Source organism: Micromonospora sp. NPDC048871 (assembly GCF_043198155.1).
Classification (GTDB): Bacteria; Actinomycetota; Actinomycetes; order Mycobacteriales; family Micromonosporaceae; genus Micromonospora.
Genome location: NZ_JBICUM010000002.1, coordinates 625,167 through 642,414, shown reverse-complemented (window position 1 = coordinate 642,414; position 17,248 = coordinate 625,167). Strand labels below are relative to the sequence as shown.

The 17,248-nt window shown below is 70.7% G+C and carries 12 protein-coding genes; 7 read left to right on the top strand and 5 right to left on the bottom strand.

Annotation, left to right across the window (positions count from 1 at the left end):
• Positions 1-196 precede the first annotated feature (196 nt).
• Both rpsA and coaE read left to right on the top strand, forming a co-directional pair.
• The gene (gene rpsA, locus ACGFIK_RS07440) at positions 197-1,684 is read left to right on the top strand and encodes a 30S ribosomal protein S1 (protein ID WP_327024948.1); all 1,488 of its coding nucleotides are present in this window, start codon (positions 197-199) and stop codon (positions 1,682-1,684) included.
• 126 nt (positions 1,685-1,810) lie between these two features.
• On the top strand, positions 1,811-2,989 hold the full coding sequence (gene coaE, locus ACGFIK_RS07435) for a dephospho-CoA kinase (protein WP_393338551.1): 1,179 nt from the start codon (positions 1,811-1,813) through the stop codon (positions 2,987-2,989).
• A 16-nt stretch (positions 2,990-3,005) separates the two neighbouring features.
• Here coaE and ACGFIK_RS07430 read toward each other — a convergent pair whose 3' ends face one another.
• Positions 3,006-4,604: a hypothetical protein gene (locus tag ACGFIK_RS07430; RefSeq protein ID WP_393338266.1), complete on the bottom strand. Its 1,599-nt coding sequence runs from the start codon at positions 4,602-4,604 to the stop codon at positions 3,006-3,008.
• Between the two features lie 302 nt (positions 4,605-4,906).
• Here ACGFIK_RS07430 and uvrB point away from each other — a divergent pair, with 302 nt between their 5' ends.
• The gene (uvrB, locus tag ACGFIK_RS07425) at positions 4,907-7,015 is read left to right on the top strand and encodes an excinuclease ABC subunit UvrB (protein ID WP_393338264.1); all 2,109 of its coding nucleotides are present in this window, start codon (positions 4,907-4,909) and stop codon (positions 7,013-7,015) included.
• A gap of 114 nt (positions 7,016-7,129) precedes the next feature.
• Entirely contained in the window at positions 7,130-7,984 is an 855-nt protein-coding gene (locus tag ACGFIK_RS07420; RefSeq protein ID WP_393338261.1) for a helix-turn-helix domain-containing protein, read from the top strand.
• A 185-nt stretch (positions 7,985-8,169) separates the two neighbouring features.
• On the opposite strand, the gene ACGFIK_RS07415 is transcribed toward ACGFIK_RS07420, so the two are convergent.
• Positions 8,170-8,463: an antibiotic biosynthesis monooxygenase family protein gene (locus ACGFIK_RS07415; protein ID WP_327024952.1), complete on the bottom strand. Its 294-nt coding sequence runs from the start codon at positions 8,461-8,463 to the stop codon at positions 8,170-8,172.
• A 240-nt stretch (positions 8,464-8,703) separates the two neighbouring features.
• Here ACGFIK_RS07415 and ACGFIK_RS07410 point away from each other — a divergent pair, with 240 nt between their 5' ends.
• Positions 8,704-9,702 carry a TerC family protein gene (locus ACGFIK_RS07410; protein ID WP_327024953.1) on the top strand — a complete coding sequence of 333 codons (999 nt, stop codon included), beginning with the start codon at positions 8,704-8,706 and terminating at the stop codon, positions 9,700-9,702.
• Positions 9,703-9,706: 4 nt separating this feature from the next.
• Here ACGFIK_RS07410 and ACGFIK_RS07405 read toward each other — a convergent pair whose 3' ends face one another.
• Both ACGFIK_RS07405 and typA read right to left on the bottom strand, forming a co-directional pair.
• Entirely contained in the window at positions 9,707-10,582 is an 876-nt protein-coding gene (locus ACGFIK_RS07405) for a serine hydrolase (RefSeq protein WP_327024954.1), read from the bottom strand.
• A gap of 77 nt (positions 10,583-10,659) precedes the next feature.
• Positions 10,660-12,528, bottom strand: coding sequence for a translational GTPase TypA (typA, locus tag ACGFIK_RS07400; RefSeq protein WP_327024955.1), 1,869 nt, complete (start codon positions 12,526-12,528; stop codon positions 10,660-10,662).
• Positions 12,529-12,658: 130 nt separating this feature from the next.
• Between typA and ACGFIK_RS07395 the strand changes: the two genes are divergently transcribed.
• The gene (locus ACGFIK_RS07395) at positions 12,659-14,053 is read left to right on the top strand and encodes a VTT domain-containing protein (RefSeq protein WP_327024956.1); all 1,395 of its coding nucleotides are present in this window, start codon (positions 12,659-12,661) and stop codon (positions 14,051-14,053) included.
• Positions 14,054-14,091: 38 nt separating this feature from the next.
• The gene (locus ACGFIK_RS07390) at positions 14,092-14,988 is read left to right on the top strand and encodes a transglycosylase SLT domain-containing protein (protein ID WP_327024957.1); all 897 of its coding nucleotides are present in this window, start codon (positions 14,092-14,094) and stop codon (positions 14,986-14,988) included.
• Here ACGFIK_RS07390 and ACGFIK_RS07385 read toward each other — a convergent pair.
• Complete coding sequence (locus ACGFIK_RS07385) at positions 14,982-17,069, bottom strand: MMPL family transporter (RefSeq protein WP_327024958.1); 2,088 nt, start codon at positions 17,067-17,069, stop codon at positions 14,982-14,984. The genes ACGFIK_RS07390 and ACGFIK_RS07385 overlap by 7 nt on opposite strands.
• Positions 17,070-17,248 lie beyond the last annotated feature (179 nt).

The following is a 17,248-nucleotide window of genomic DNA, read 5'->3' as shown; positions in this document are numbered from 1 at the left end:
GTAATGCAGCGGGTAGGGTATTGGATGCGCTCGCGGATCGTGTGCCTCGGCAGGGAGCAGGTGCGCGGTCGACGGAGCCACATCAAGAACTCGTTACGCGATTTTTGGGTGGGCCCGCCGACGGATCCGTTGGCGCGCACAGGTCACCGCGACAACCGCCTGCTGTGACACACATCCGACCGGAGCAACCGCCCACATGACGAGCAGCATCGAGGCCCCCTCGAGCGCCACCAAGGTCACCGTCGACGACCTCGGCTCCGAGGAAGCTTTCCTCGCCGCGATCGACGAGACCATCAAGTACTTCAACGACGGCGACATTGTCGAAGGCACCGTCGTCAAGGTCGACCGGGACGAGGTCCTGCTCGACATCGGCTACAAGACCGAGGGCGTCATCCCCTCTCGTGAGTTGTCGATCAAGCACGATGTGGACCCGGCAGAGGTCGTCACGGTCGGTGACCACATCGAGGCCCTGGTCCTCCAGAAGGAGGACAAGGAGGGGCGGCTGATCCTCTCCAAGAAGCGGGCGCAGTACGAGCGGGCCTGGGGCACGATCGAGAAGATCAAGGACGAGGACGGTGTCGTCCGCGGCTCGGTCATCGAGGTGGTCAAGGGTGGCCTCATCCTCGACATCGGGCTGCGCGGCTTCCTGCCGGCCTCCCTGGTCGAGATGCGGCGGGTGCGCGACCTCCAGCCGTACGTCGGCCGCGAGCTCGAAGCCAAGATCATTGAGCTGGACAAGAACCGCAACAACGTGGTCCTGTCCCGCCGGGCCTGGCTGGAGCAGACGCAGTCCGAGGTGCGCACGGAGTTCCTCAACAAGCTGCAGAAGGGGCAGGTCCGCAAGGGCGTCGTCTCCTCGATCGTCAACTTCGGCGCCTTCGTCGACCTGGGCGGCGTGGACGGCCTGGTGCACGTCTCCGAGCTGTCCTGGAAGCACATCGACCACCCCTCCGAGGTCGTCGAGGTGGGCCAGGAGGTCGAGGTCGAGGTCCTGGACGTCGACCTGGACCGCGAGCGGGTCTCGCTGTCGCTGAAGGCGACCCAGGAGGACCCGTGGCGGCAGTTCGCCCGCACCCACGCGATCCAGCAGATCGTGCCGGGTAAGGTCACCAAGCTGGTGCCGTTCGGCGCCTTCGTCCGGGTGGACGACGGCATCGAGGGCCTGGTCCACATCTCCGAGCTGGCCGAGCGCCACGTGGAGATCCCGGAGCAGGTCGTGCAGGTCGGCTCCGAGGTCATGGTCAAGGTCATCGACATCGACCTGGAGCGCCGCCGGATCTCGCTGTCGCTCAAGCAGGCCAACGAGGGCTTCGTCGAGGGCGAGGAGCACTTCGACCCGACCCTCTACGGCATGGCCGCGACCTACGACGCCGAGGGCAACTACATCTACCCGGAGGGCTTCGACCCGGAGACGGGCGAGTGGCTCGAGGGGTACGACAAGCAGCGCGAGACCTGGGAGAACCAGTACGCCGAGGCGCGGCAGCGCTGGGAGGCGCACCAGAAGCAGGTGCAGACCTCTCGGGCCGCCGAGGCCGAGGCCGCTGCCAACCCGCAGCCCGCCCCCACCGGCACCACCACCACGACCAGCGCGGCCCCCAGCCGCCAGGCCGAGGAGCCGGCCGGCACCCTGGCCACCGACGAGGCCCTCGCCGCTCTGCGGGAGAAGCTCGCCGGCGGTAAGTGACCCGCCAGCCGACAAGGCAGCAGGGCCCCGTCTCGACCCGGATCTCCGGGTTCGAGGCGGGGCCCTCGCCGTTTCCGGGCGCGGGCCCTGTTTGGCGGTAGGGCGATGATCGGGTTGACTGAGGCCGTGCTGAAGGTGGGATTGACCGGCGGAATCGGTTCGGGCAAGAGCGCGGTGGCGCGGCGACTGGTCGAGCGCGGCGCGGTGCTCATCGATGCCGATCAGCTCTCCCGGGAGGTGGTGGCCCCGGGCACCGAGGGACTGGCCGAGGTGGTGGCCGCCTTCTCCGAACGGGTACTCGACCCCGACGGGGCCCTGGACCGGGCCGCCCTGGCCGACCTGGTCTTCACCGACGAGGCTGCCCGCCGCCGGCTGGAGGCCATCGTCCACTCCCGGGTGCGGGCCCGTACGGCCGAACTGGTGGCCGCCGTCCCACCCGATGCGGTGGTGGTCAACGACGTACCCCTGCTGGTGGAGGTGGGGCTGGCTCCCACGTACCACCTGGTGGTGGTCGTGCAGACGGCGCTGGCCACCCGGGTGCAGCGGTTGACCCGCGACCGGGGGATGAGCCGGGCCGATGTCGAGCGGCGGATCGCCGGTCAGGCCGACGACGCCCGCCGGGCGGCGGTCGCGGACGTGCTGCTCAGCAACGACGGCACCCTGGCGCAGCTGCACGCCGCCGTCGACGCCCTGTGGTACGAGCGGCTGGTGCCCTTCGAGGACAACCTGCGCCATCGACGGGCGGTCCGGGCGCACCAGGTGATCCTCACCGAACCGGATCCGACCTGGCCGCAGCAGTACGCCCGGCTGGCCGCCAGGATCCGACAGGCGATCGCCCCGGAGGAACTGCGGATCGATCACATCGGCTCCACCGCGATGCCGGGTCTGGCCGCCAAGGACGTCATCGACATCCAGCTCGGCGTCTCCTCCCTGGCCCAGGCGGACGCCCTGGCGCAGCCCCTGGCCGAGGCCGGCTTTCCCCGGATGCCCGGAGACTGGTGGGACACCCCTCGGGGGGCGGGTTCCGGCCGGTGGGCCAAGCGCCTGCACGGCAGCGCCGACCCGGCCCGTCCGGTGCATCTGCACCTGCGGGTGACCGGGTCACCCGGCTGGCGGTACGCCCTGCTGATGCGGGACCACCTGCTGTCCGATCCGGACCGGCGGGCCGCCTATCTGATGCTCAAGCGGGAACTGGCGGCCTCGGCACCGGACAGCGGGGCGTACGCGACCGCGAAGGACCCCTGGTTCGACGAGGAGCACCTGCGGGCGGAGGAGTGGGCGGCCCGGACCGGATGGCGCCCCTAGCCGGGCCCGGAGGCGGTCAGCGGGCCTTCGTCGGCTTGGGAAGCGACGGGACCCGGCCGGGTTTCAGGTCCAGCTGGGCCCAGGCGCCGCCCGGGGTCGGCAGTTCCAGCCGGCGCAGCAGACCGGACCGGTCCACCCAGTACCGGGTCCTACCCGATCCGCTGCCGACCTCGATGACGTCGACCACGCTGCCGGTCAGGTTGTCGCCGCGTACCCGGCGGGGGGTGCCGGAGGGGCCGCTGCCGCGGGCCGCCCGCAGGGCCCGGGCCACCAGGGGGTCCAGTGCCTGAGCGCGGTGCGCTCCGCCCCGCCAACCGGTGCCCGGTGGTGGCAGGGGCGGTGGGTCCGCCGGGTCCCCCGGCGCCGCAGTGTCGACCCGGGTGACTTTGCCGCCCTCTCGGCGTACCAGGGTGCGGGTGCCCTCGGCGTCCAGGTCGGTGACCCCCAGGTAGGCCGTGTTGGAGGTCCAGCTCAACCAGCCGCGGCCCCGCAGGTTGGTGTCGGCCGAGGCCGGTACGGTCACCGTGAGGGTGGCGCCACCGGCGGCCCGCAACCGGGCGGGCAGCCCCCGCCAGCGGTCCCGCTCGGCCGAGTTGAGGGCGCGGGGCAGGCCGGGGCGGCCCCCCAGCGCGTCGACCGGCCGCAGGGTCGGCCGGTCCACCCGATTCAGGTGTACGGTGACCGGCCCGACCGGGGCGACCGTGGCCTCCAGCCGGAGCAGCCTCCCGTCGGGGTCCAGGAAGTAGCGGGTGGCCTCGGCCGGTTCGGGGCCCGGCCAAGGGGCCTCCAGGATGTCCAGGTTCTCCCCGTGCTGTCGTTCCCGGCCGACCCACCGGCCCGAAGTCTCGTCTACCGGGTCCGGACGGTCGGCGGTCAGCGCGAAGATCATGGCCAGCAGTGGGGTCAGCCGCTGGTCCGGGGCCACCCGCCAGCCGTCGACCGGTGGGATGAGGGGCGGCATCGCCGGTGCCGGCACCGCGGTGGGATCGGGCCGGGACATCAGTACGGTGGGGGTGGCCTGCGCCAGGCCCCGCAGCACCCCCGCCCCGGGTCCGCCCACGTCGACGTAGACCAACCGGCGGGCCCAGTCGACCCAACCGAGCAGGTCGGTGCGGTCGCCGCCACGGCCGATCGTGACCTGCAAGCCGGCCCGCAGGTCGCGCTGGTTGGTCACCCGCATCACCGCCAGCCGGCCCCGTTCGGCCGAGGTCAACGGACGGCTGGCCGGCTCCTGGGGGACCCAGTTGAGCAGGGTCAGCACCAGCAGGACGGCCGAGAGTCCGGCGGTGAGCGCCAGCCCGGTCAGGGTCAGTCGGCGGCGCCGGGCGAACCTCTGCCGGGCCTCCTCGGCCTCCTCGTCGGCACCGGCGAGGTCCTCCTCGGCCACCGGGTCGAGCAGTCGGTCAGACAGCCCCGCCAGGCCCGGCAGCCCTGGCCCGGGTCGGTCTGGCTGGTCGGCATCCGGGCCGGTCTGTTCCGGCTGGCCGGTGTCCAGGCCGGGGCGGTCCAGACCGAGGACGGCCGGTGGTTCGATGCCGGCACGGTGGCGGCGGGAACCGGCGCGATGTCGGCGGTCGGCTCGGCCGCTGGGCAGTGGTCGTGAGCTGTTCTCCACGGAGGATGAACGCCGTGGACCGGGGTGGGGTGACGACATAGGGGCGCTCGCGGCGGCCGGTCAGCGCGTCGTCCGCGCGACCACGTCGGGTGCGCACGCCACAAATCTGGGTGCTGCTACCCACTGCGCCGGGGGCGGCATGACCTGTGTGGCCCGCCACCGACCCCGGACGGCCGCCGCGAGCGGCCTACGCAAAGAAGGGTAGCCGGGTGAGAAGAACCACACAATGCGAATATTGAGGCCGGTCACCTGCGGGGCGTAGTCACCGCGAACTGTCGGGCCCCCCGCGTACCGTGGACGACATGGCGCTCGACATTCCCCGGCTCGACGGCCGGTTTCAGGTCATCAGCGAGTTCCAGCCGGCCGGCGACCAGCCGGCCGCGATCGACGATCTGGAACGGCGGGTGCGCCGGGGCGACCGACACACCGTGCTGCTCGGCGCGACCGGCACCGGCAAGAGCGCCACCACGGCCTGGTTGATCGAGCGGTTGCAGCGTCCCACCCTGGTGCTGGCACCCAACAAGACCCTCTGTGCGCAGCTGGCCAAGGAGTTCAGCGAGCTGCTGCCGGACAACGCGGTGGAATACTTCGTCTCCTACTACGACTACTACCAGCCCGAGGCGTACATTCCGCAGACCGACACCTACATCGAGAAGGACTCCTCGATCAACGAGGAGGTGGAGCGGCTGCGGCACTCGGCGACCATGTCGCTGCTGACCCGCCGCGACGTGGTGGTGGTGGCCACCGTGTCGGCGATCTACGGGCTGGGCACCCCGGAGGAATACCTGGATCGGGCGGTGCGGGTGGCCGTCGGCCAGGAGCTGGATCGCGACCAGTTGCTGCGCCGCCTGGTCGACATCCAGTACACCCGCAACGACATGGCCTTCCAGCGCGGCACCTTCCGGGTGCGCGGCGACACCCTGGAGATCATCCCGGCGTACGAGGAACTGGCCATACGCATCGAGCTGTTCGGTGACGAGGTGGAGAAGCTCTACTACCTCAACCCCCTGACCGGTGACGTGGTGCGCGAGGTGGACCACCTGCTGATCTTCCCGGCGACCCACTACGCGGCCGGGCCGGAGCGGATGGAACGGGCCATCCGCGACATCGAGACCGAGCTGGCCGAGCGGCTGGCCGAGCTGGATCGCCAGGGCAAGCTGCTGGAGGCGCAGCGGCTGCGGATGCGCACCACGTACGACATCGAGATGATGCGGCAGGTCGGCTTCTGCTCCGGCATCGAGAACTACTCGATGCACATCGACGGCCGGTTGCCGGGCAGCCCACCGCACTGCCTGCTCGACTACTTCCCGGACGACTTCCTCACCGTGATCGACGAGTCGCACGTCACAATTCCGCAGATCGGCGGCATGTACGAGGGCGACGCCTCCCGCAAGCGGATGCTGATCGACCACGGTTTCCGGCTGCCCAGCGCGGCGGACAACCGGCCCCTGCGGTTCGACGAGTTTCTGGAGCGGGTCGGGCAGATGGTCTTCCTGTCGGCCACCCCGGGGACCTGGGAGCTGGAACACTCCCAGGGGGAGTTCGTCGAGCAGGTGATCCGGCCGACCGGCCTGGTGGATCCGGAGGTCGTGGTCAAGCCCACCAAGGGCCAGATCGACGACCTGATGCACGAGATCAAGTTGCGGACCGAGCGCGACGAGCGGGTCCTGGTCACCACCCTGACCAAGAAGATGGCCGAGGACCTGTCGGACTACCTCCTGGAGAACGGCATCCGGGTGCGCTACCTGCACTCCGAGGTGGACACCCTGCGCCGGGTGGAGCTGCTGCGTGAGCTGCGCCGGGGCGACTACGACGTGCTGGTCGGCATCAACCTGCTGCGGGAGGGCCTGGACCTGCCGGAGGTCTCCCTGGTGGCCATCCTGGACGCGGACAAGGAGGGCTTCCTGCGCAGCGGCCGATCGCTGATCCAGACCATCGGCCGGGCCGCGCGTAACGTCTCCGGCCAGGTGCACATGTACGCCGACAAGATCACCCCGTCGATGGCGAACGCGATCGACGAGACGAACCGGCGCAGGGCCAAGCAGATCGCGCACAACGAGGCGCACGGCATCAGCCCCGAACCCCTGCGCAAGAAGATCCACGACATCCTCGATGACATCTACCGGGAGGCGGAGGACACCGAGGCCACCCGGGTCGGCGGGGCGGTGCGGCAGCTGTCCCGAGGCAAAGCGCCGGTCAAGGAGACCCGCAGTCGGGGCCGGGCCGGTGCCGCCACCCCCGCCCGGGAGGGCATGGCGCGGGCCGAGTTGGCGCAGCTCATCCAGGAACTCAACGACCAGATGCTGGCCGCCGCGCGAGAGCTTCAGTTCGAGCTGGCCGCCCGGATCCGCGACGAGGTCTCCGAGCTGAAGAAGGAGTTGCGGGGGATGGACGCAGCCGGGGTGCGGTGATCCGGGTGGAGCTTCTCGCGATGAGCTGTTCCAGCCCGGGAGAATAGCGGAATGCGAGCATCCTATTGCGCTGGGTGATCGTCGTGCGTACTCTCCCTCGGTGGGGAGGCGGGGATGCCGTTGCCAACGAGTCCGGTCATTCGACGAGCGCGGCTCGGAGCGGAGCTGCGACAGCTTCGGCGCCGAGAGACACTGACCCTGGAACAGGTGTGTGACCGGCTGGGTTGGGCCTCCACCTCCAAGCTGTCCCGCATCGAGTTGGGGCAGAGTCGTCCCGATCTGGCCGACGTGCTGGATCTGCTCGACGTCTACCAGGTGCCGCCCTCCCAGCGCGACGCCTTGATCGTCATCGCCCGCGACGCCGCCACCAGCCGAGGCTGGTGGAAGGCGCTGGGCGAGATGGGGGTACGGCAGCGCACCTACGCCGAACTCGAAGCCGGGGCGGCGGGCATCGTGGAATACCAGCCCTGCGTAGTGCCGGGCCTGCTGCAAACCTCGGCGTACGCCCGGCTGCGCATCGCCGCCGGTCAGCTCATCGATCCCGAGGTGGATGTGGAGTCCGACCTGCGGGCCCGGTCCGCCCGGCACGCGGTGCTGCGCCGGATCGAGCCGCCGCACTACACGGCGCTGATCACCAGGGCGGCCTGCGAGCGGGCCGGTGACCCGGTCGAGGTCTGGCGGGAACAGGTACGTCACCTGCTGGATCTGACCGAGCTGCCGCATGTGACGGTCCGGTTGCTGCCGAACGGGTCGGAGGTCGGGCCGCTGCCGCTGACCCCGTACTCCTGCTACTCCTTCCCGGATCCGGCGGATCCGCGGACGGTGATGTTGGAGGCGCTGACCACGGACGTGCGGCTGACCACCGCGACGGACGTCGACCGGTACGAGCGGATGACCCATCGGCTGTTGGAGGCGGCGCTGCCCGAACAGGAGACGGCTCAGGTGCTGGCCGGCTGGCTGGACGGGTAGGGGCCGGCGCGTCGGCGCGGTGAGCGTGGGCGCGTCGGCACCGGCCCGGCGCCCCCGTAGCCGTCGGGAAGCGGTGCCGACGCGAGGCGCAGGCTAGAACAGGGGTACGACAAAAAACGACCCCCGGACAGTCCGGCGCCGGTACGCCTGCGTGTGGGCCCGGCGCCGGAGCCGTTCGTGCCCGGCTAGGCCGGCACGTCCACGAAGTGCTCGACCCGGGGCGGGCTGGCGAAGTACGGCCCGATCAACTCCCGCCACCGGAGGAACCGTTCGCTGGCCCGGAAGTTCTGCTCGTGCGCCTCGACGGAGTCCCACTCGACCAGCAGCACGAAGCGGGAGGGCGACTCGATCCCCCGGGTCATCCGTACCGAGCGGCAGCCCGGGGTGCTCGCCAACACCGGATGCCCCTCGGCGTACGCGGCGGCAAAGGTGTCTTCCTGACCCGGCACCACATCGATCAACGCAACCTCAAGAACCATCCCCGCAGCCTGCCACGCCCCACCCCACCCCCTCCACCCACCCCCTTGACCCCGTTGATCATGAGGTTAGCGGCAGTCAGAGTGATCAACTTCGCCGTCAACCTCATGATCAACGGGGCGATCAGGGGGTGCCGGGTGGGTGCGGGGTGGGTGGCGCCTAGCCTCCTAGGAAACCTAGGGTGGGTGAGCTGGGTGGGTGTGCGGTGGTGTGTTGCTGGGGGGTGGGGTGGGGACGAGACTGTGGAGGTGTCCGGACTCGTGTGGGCCGTCACGCTTGTCGTGTTGGCCGGGGTGCTCCTGGTGGACCTGTTCATCATCGGCCGGCGCCCGCATGAGCCGAGCGTGCGTGAGTCCAGTCTCTGGGTGGCCTGCTACGTGGGGCTGGCCCTGCTTTTCGGCGTCGGGCTCTGGGCCACCGCCGGGGGGAGTGTGGCCGGGCAGTTCTACACCGGCTGGCTGACCGAGTACAGCCTCTCGGTCGACAACCTCTTCGTCTTCATGATCATCATGGCGCGCTTCGCGGTGCCCCGGCAGTACCAGCAGAAGGTGCTGCTGGTGGGGATCGTGCTGGCGCTGGTCATGCGGGGTGGCTTCATCGCGGCCGGGGCCGCGCTGATCTCCCAGTTCAGTTGGGTGCTCTACATCTTCGGCGCCTTCCTGATCTACACCGGGATCAACCTGGCCCGGCAGGGCGAGTCGGCGGAGGAGGAGTTCCAGGAGAATGTGCTGATCCGGTGGAGTCGTCGGGCCCTGCCGATCTCCCGGGAGTACCACGGGGCCCGATTGACCGCCCGGGAGCAGGGCCGGTGGAAGGTCACCCCGATGCTCATCGTGATGATCGCGATCGGGACCACCGACCTGATCTTCGCCCTGGACTCCATCCCGGCGATCTTCGGCATCACCCATGAGCCGTACCTGGTCTTCACCGCCAACGTCTTCGCGCTGATGGGGCTGCGGCAGCTGTACTTCCTGCTCGGTGGCCTGCTGAACCGGCTGATCTACCTGAGCTACGGCCTGGCCGTGGTGCTCGGATTCATCGGGGTCAAGCTGGTCCTGGAGGCGTTGGCGGAGAACCGGCTGTTCTTCCTCAACGGGGGCGAGCCGGTGGGCTGGGCGCCGCACATTCCTACCTGGCTGTCCCTGCTGGTGATCGTGGTGACCCTGGCGGTGGCGACCGTGGTCAGCCTGGCCAAGTCCTCCCGGGACCGACGACGGGAACCGGCGAAAACAAAGAGCTGAGGACTCAGCGCGGGTCGGTGGCGGTCAGGTCGTGGCGGGCCTGCCAGACCCCGGCCGAGATGTCGGCGATCAGGCGGCGCGCCTCGATGTCGGCCTCCGTGCTGCGCTGGTGCTCGCCGAGCGGGGTGGTGGTGCAGACCACCAGCAGGTACGGGGCGGCGTCATCGGGAAAGACCACGGCCGCGCCGTGCCGGACCCCGCGTACCCAGCCGTTCTTGTGGGCCAGGCGGGTGCCGGCGGGAAGTCCCTCGGCGATGTCCTGCCGGATCTGCTGGGCGCAGAGCACCTCCAGCATCGCCGCGCAGCCGGCCGGCGAGGCCAGTGGTCCGGCCCGGGTGGCCCCGGTGGCGATGGCGTCGAGCAGGGCGGCCAGGTCTGCGGCCGTGACCAGGTTGCTGATCCCGGCCTCCCGGGCGGCGAAGTCCTCGATGCCGCGTCCGGTGACACTGTGCCGGGCACCGACACACGCCCAGACCTCCGCCACGGCGGCCAGCCCGACCTGCTCGATGAGCAGGTTCGTGGCGAGATTGCTGGACCGTACGATCATCCGCTCGGCCAGCCACCGGGGTGACACCCGCCGGCCGAGTCGCTCCCAGACCAGGCTGTCGTTGTCGTACTCCCGGGCGCAGGAGAAGCCGGCGGCGTCCGGTGCGGCCGAGGTGAACCGGTCGGTCACCTCGATGGGGGTGTCCAGGTCGGGTCCACCGTTCTCCGCGACCCGGTGCAGTGCGGCGAGCACGGCCAGTTTCATCGTGCTCGCCGCGTAGTGGGTGGCCTCGGGGTGGCGGGTCCAGGCGGGCGGGGCGTCCAGGGCACCGGCGTACACCGAGATGGTCCCCGGCACCGCGTCGAGCCGCGCCGCCCACCCCTCGAAGATCACCCGCCGAGGGTAACGGAAAGGAAGGGCCCCTTCTCCACCTCTGGTGAGGTGAAGGGGCCCTTCCTGAAACGGGCGGGTCAGCCGGCGTGCTTGCGGCGGGCGGTGGCGCGGGCCCGCTGGGTCTGGTCCAGGGTCACCTTGCGGATGCGTACGGCGGCCGGGGTGACCTCGACGCACTCGTCCTCGCGGCAGAACTCCAGGGCCTGCTCCAGCGACAGCTTGCGCGGCGGGATCAGCTTCTCGGTCTCGTCGGCGGTCGACGAGCGCATGTTGGTGAGCTTCTTCTCCTTGGTGATGTTGACGTCCATGTCGTCCGAGCGGGAGTTCTCCCCGACGATCATGCCCTCGTACACCTCGGTGCCGGGCTCGACGAAGAGCTGGCCGCGTTCCTGGAGGTTGGTCATCGCGAACGCGGTGACGCTGCCGGAGCGGTCGGCGACCAGCGAGCCGTTGTTGCGGGTACGCAGCTCGCCGAACCAGGGCTCGTAGGACTCGAAGACGTGGTGCAGGATGCCGGTGCCCCGGGTCTCGGTGAGGAACTCGGTGCGGAAGCCGATCAGGCCGCGCGCCGGGACCAGCCACTCCATCCGGATCCAGCCGGTGCCGTGGTTGACCAGTTGCTCCATCCGGCCCTTGCGGGTGGCCAGCAGCTGGGTGATCGCGCCCAGGTACTCGTCCGGGGCGTCGATGGTCAGCCGCTCCACCGGCTCACAGGTCTTGCCGTCGATCTCCCGGGTCACCACCTGGGGCTTGCCGACGGTCAGTTCGAAGGACTCGCGGCGCATCTGCTCGACCAGGATGGCCAGCGCCAGCTCACCTCGGCCCTGCACCTCCCAGGCGTCCGGGCGTTCGGTGGGCAGCACCCGCAGTGAGACGTTGCCGACGAGTTCCTTGTCCAGGCGGTCCTTGACCATCCGGGCGGTGACCTTGGCGCCCTTGACCCGACCGACCAGCGGCGAGTTGTTGGTGCCGATGGTCATCGAGATGGCCGGCTCGTCGACCGTGATCAGGGGCAGCGGCTGGGGGTTCTCCGCGTCGGCCAGGGTCTCGCCGATCATGATCTCCGGAATGCCGGCGACCGCGATGATGTCGCCCGGCCCGGCCGAGTCGGCGGGCTTGCGCTCCAGGCCCTCGGTCATCAGCAGTTCGGAGATGCGTACCCGCTGGGTGCTGCCGTCGGTGCGGCACCAGGCCACGGTCTGCCCCTTGGCGATGGTGCCCTGCCGGACCCGGCACAGGGCCAGCCGGCCGAGGAAGGGGGAGGCGTCGAGGTTGGTGACGTGGGCCTGAAGGGGCGCCTGCTCGTCGTAGGCGGGCGGCGGGATGGTGTCCAGCAGGGTCCGGAACAGGGGTTCCAGGCTGGTGCTGTCCTGCGGCACGGAGCCGTCGGCGGGCTGGGTCAGGGAGGCGATGCCGTCACGGGCGCAGGCGTAGACGATCGGGAAGTCGATCTGCGACTCGTCGGCGTCCAGGTCGAGGAAGAGTTCGTACGCCTCGTCGACGACCTCCTTGATCCGGGCGTCCGGACGGTCCACCTTGTTGATCACCAAGATGATCGGCATCCGGGCCTTGAGGGCCTTACGGAGCACGAACCGGGTCTGCGGTAGCGGGCCCTCGCTGGCGTCGACCAGCAGCACCACCCCGTCGACCATGGTCAGCCCACGCTCCACCTCGCCGCCGAAGTCGGCGTGGCCCGGGGTGTCGATGATGTTGATGGTGACCGGGTCGGAGCCGTCCGCGGGCAGGTAGCGCACGCCGGTGTTCTTGGCCAGGATGGTGATGCCTTTTTCCCGTTCGAGGTCCATCGAGTCCATCACCCGCTCGGTCACCTCGCCCCGGGCGCCGTAGGCGCCGGACTGCCGCAACATGGCGTCGACCAGGGTGGTCTTGCCGTGGTCGACGTGAGCGATGATGGCGACGTTGCGGAGGTCGGTGCGAAGCTGCATGAGTTCCATCCTCCCGCCTGTGCCGAGCCTATGCCGCGTCGGGGTCGCCGGTGGCGTAGTGCGCTGCGCCACATGTCGGCGCTGTCACACTTACGGGGCAGCCTTGCTGAGGTGACCCCGGGGGGCCGGCGTGCATGAACTGCTGAGTTCGCTGCAACACCTACCATCCTGGTTGATCTACGTGGTGGCGGCGCTGGTGGTGGCCGCGGAGACCGGGGTGATCATCGGCCTGGTCGCGCCGGGGGAGGCCACTCTGCTGCTGGTCGGTTTCCTCACCTACACCGGCACCCTCCGACTCGGACCGGCCCTGCTGGTGATGATTCTGGCGGCCGTCGCGGGAGACGCGGTGGCGTTCCGCGCCGGTCGGCGTTACGGGCCACGGCTGCGGGCCAGTCGGTGGGGCGCCCGGGTGGGGGCGCACCGGTGGGCCCGAGCCGACGCGATGGTCGTACGGATGGGGGGTCGGGGGGTCTTCACCGCCCGCTGGGTGGCCTTCGCCCGTACCCTGGTGCCCCGGCTGGCCGGGGCGGCCGGTATGCCGTACCGGCGGTTCGCGCCGTGGAACCTGGCCGGGGTGATCACCTGGGTGGGTGGCTCGGTCCTGGTGGGACATCTGGCGGGTGAGTCGTACCACACGGTGTCCCGGTTGCTGGGTCGGGCGACCGGGGCGGTGCTGGTCCTGGTGGCCGCGCTGGTGGCGGTGGTGCTGGGCGGCCGGTGGCTGGGCCGCAACCCCGATCCGGTACGGGCGTTGCTGGTGCGGGCCGCCCGACTGCCCCCGGTGCGCTGGTTGTCGGCCCGGTACGGGTTGCTGTTCTTCCTGCTCAGTATGCGTTTCGGGCCGACCTGGGCGTTGCTGGCCAATCTGACCGCCGGGGTGGGACTGCTGTTCGTGGTCGCGTTGGCGATCACCGGGACGATGCGGGCGGCGGTACGGCACAGTGGGTTGGCCCTCATCGACGGTGCGATCGGGAGCTGGTTCGCCGCCCGGCGTACCCCCGGGGCGGTCGAGGTGGCCCAGCTCGGCGTGACCGTGCTGCGGGGGTCGGCGTTGATCGTGCTGGTGGCGGTGGTGGCCGGGGTGCAGGCCTTTCGGCATCGGCCCTGGCGGGGTGACCTGCTCAGTGTGGTCGGCACGGTCGGCGCCTTCGTACCCCTGGTGGTCCTGGCGGTGGTGACCGAGTTGGTGGCCGAGGGCCCGGTGGCGCAGATCTGGACCCAGAACGCCGTGGTGGCGGCCAGTCTGTGCATGTTGGCCTGGCTGCTGTCCCGCCAGGCGAGGTGGCCGGTGGCGGTGGCGCTGTGGACGGCAGCCGTGGCCGGAGTGGTCGGCATCGGTGGCGCCCGCCTGTACCTGGGATTGAGTACGGCCAGCGGCACCCTGGCCGCGGTGTCGCTGGGTGCGGCGTGGACGGCGGTCTTCATGGTCGCCTGGGCCACCCGGGACCGCGCCGTGGCCACCGGTAACCCACCTGAGCAGCGCAGGGGTCCGCACGGGACCACCGCGCCGGTCGATAGTTGTTAGGGTGCGGCGGCGGTTCGTGACTGCCGAAGGGGGCCCGGATGGGGCGCAAGGTCAGCCGGTTGACGGCGGCACTGGTGGTGGGTGCGCTACTGGTCGCCGGGGTCGGATGCGCCAGGGTGGACCCTCCGGCCGGCGAGTTGCCCGCCCCGGTGGCCCTGCCCGAGGAGGAGCCGGAGTCCGTGGTGGAGCCGAGCACTTCGGCCACCCCAGGCGAGCCGAGCCCGACACCGGAGGCGGTGGAGTCGCTGGGTGCCGCGCCGAAGGCCAGCACCCGGCCCAGTGCGAAGGCGACGACGAAGGCGCCGCCGAAGCCCCGGCGTACCAGCACGGCTCCCCGCGCGGTGCCGGAGCCGCCGACGGAGACGAAGGTACCGCCGGCGCCGCCGAAGCCCGCCCCGAGCGGCTGCAAACCCAGCTACAAGGGCGAGGAGGCCAGCCGGGCGCAGGTCAAGGCCGCCTTGACCGAGGCCGCGGGCCGCACCTACTGGCCTACCTCGGCGCCGGACATCCGGATCCCGGCCAATCTGATCAAGGCGACCGCCTGGCAGGAGAGCGGTTGGCAGTCCCACATCGTCGCCTGTGACGGCGGCATCGGCCTGATGCAGGTCATGCCGGACACGGCTACCTGGATGAACCAGCGGTTCGGCCAGAACCACGACGTGTGGGACCACCGGGACAACGCCTACCTGGGGGCCACCTACCTGGCCTGGCTCACCAAGTACATCGGCGACATGTACTTCGACGCCGACTACCGCCTGGACACCGATCTGTGCAGCAGTGAGCTGAACTCCTGCCTGCTCAACGCGATCATCGCCGCCTACAACTACGGTCACCACGCGGTAGCTCGGGAGGGGCGGCCGTTGGCCATCCCCAACCCGAGCTACGTGCGTAACGTGCGCGCCCTGATGACGGAGTGCGTCTGCCTGGGCTACTGAGTCGGCTTGGGGGCGATCCGACCCGGCCACCAGAACCGCTCACCGAGCAGGAAGGCCAGGGCCGGCACGACGACCGTACGGACCAGCAGGGTGTCCAGCAGGACCCCGAGGCAGACGATGATCCCGATCTGGGTCAGGGTGATCAGCGGCAGGACCCCGAGCACGGCGAAGACCGCCGCGAGCAGGATGCCGGCGCTGGTGATCACCCCGCCGGTGACCCGGAGGGCGGAGAGCATGCCCTGGCGGGTGTCGGTGCTGCGGGCGTCCTCCCGGGCCCGGGTGACCAGGAAGATGTTGTAGTCGACCCCGAGGGCTACCAGGAACACGAAGGCCAGCAGCGGCACCCCGGTGTCCATCGCCGGGAAGTCGAACACGTACTCGAAGATCAACCAGGCTCCGCCGAGGCTGGCGAAGTACGAGGCGACGACCGTGGCCACCAGCAGCACCGGGGCCAGCAGGCCGCGCAGCAGCAGGACCAGCACGGCCCCGACCAGCAGCAGGATCAGCGGCAGGATGAGCCGCAGGTCCTTGGCGTCGGCGGCGGCGGAGTCGTACCGGCCCGCGACCGTGCCCCCGACGACCGCTCCGGAGGGCTGCTCGATCCCGGCTACGGCCGGTGGTGCCGAGTTGTCCACGGCGCCGACGGTGTCCCGCAGCCGCTCCAGGGTCTGGTTGGCGGCCTCGGTGCCCGGCTCGGCTTCGAGGACCACATCGACCTGGGCCACCTCGGCACCGGCCGGGCCGGGTCGGGCGGAGGCCACCCCGGGCACCTCGGCGGCGGCTGCGGTGACCGCCGGCACGGCGGCCGGGTTGGTCATCACCGCCAGCGGCTGGGTGGTGCCGGCCGGGAAGGCGCGGGCCAGGGTCTGCGCCCCGGCGACGGCCTCCGGCTTCACCCGGAACTGCTCGGTCTCCGACAGCCCGGTGCGGATGCCGAGGCCACCGAGGGCCAGCCCGGCGAGCAGCAGGGTGGCCAGCACCGCCACCGGGATCGGGCGACGGATCACGGCGGAGCCGAGGGCCCCCCAGATCCGGCCCTCGCGGCCGACACTGCCGGCGGTGGGCACGAAGGGCCAGAACAGCCGGCGTCCCAGCAGGACCAGGGCGGCGGGCAGGACGAACAGGGCCGAGGCCATGGCGAGCAGGATGCCGGTGGCGCAGGCCACGGCCAGGGCACGGTTGGTCTCCTGCTCGCTCAGCAGCAGGGTGAGTACGCCGAGCATGACCGTGCTGCCGCTGGCCAGGATCGGCTCGGCGGTACGCCGCAGGGCGGCCCGCATCGCGGTGAAGCGGTCCTCCTCGCGGCGTAGTTCCTCCCGGTAGCGGGCGATCAGCAGCAGGGCGTAGTTGGTGGCCGCGCCGAAGACCAGCACGCTGGCGATGCCGGTGACGGCGCCGCCGGCGAAGTTGATGCCGACCGCCGGAATGATCGTTTCCAGGGCCCGCAGGGTGATCTGTTCGGTGGCGGCCACGACGGCCAGGGGCACCAGCCACAGCACCGGGCTGCGGTAGGTGACCAGCAGCAGCACGGCCACGACGGCGGCGGTGAAGAGCAGCAGGGTGACGTCCGCGCCCTCGAAGACCTTGGTCAGGTCAGCGGTGAAGGCCGGTGGGCCGGTCACCTCGACCGTCAGGTCCCCGGGGAAGCCGCTGAGGGCGGAGCGCACCTCGGCCACCCGGTCGGCGACGACCTCCTGGCCGCCGGTGCTGTCCAGGGGTACGGCCACCAGGGCCACGGTGTCGTCCGGGGACAGCTGCGGCGGGGCCACCTGCCCGCCGACGGCCAACTGGCGCAGCCCGCCGGTGCCCTCGGTGATCGCCGCCCGGTCGGCCTCGGTCAGCGGGGCGCCGTCGTCGCGGCTGACCACCACGACGGCCGGCTGGACGCCGCTGGCGGGTAGTTCCCGCTGGAGGCGTTCCACCTGGGTGGACTGCCACTGCTCGGACAGGCCGGTGGCGGAGACCGGTGCCGGGTTGCTGGGTATGGGTAGCCCGAAGACGGCCACGCCGACGAGGACGGCCACGGCGACGGTGAGCCATGCGGCCCGACGGCTGCGGGCGACACGGGTGAACAGAGACATGCTCGGCGCTCCGGTCGTTGGATTCGGTCCGGCTCCCGCCGAGGGAGCCGATATTTTGATTGTCGAGATTCTTGCTTATCAAGAAACGACGCGCAACAGCTCTCGTCCTTCGAGTATCTTGGCTGTCGAGAGATGTCGCGGTCTGGGCTATGCTGCGCATCCGGAGGCCTCGGGAGGGA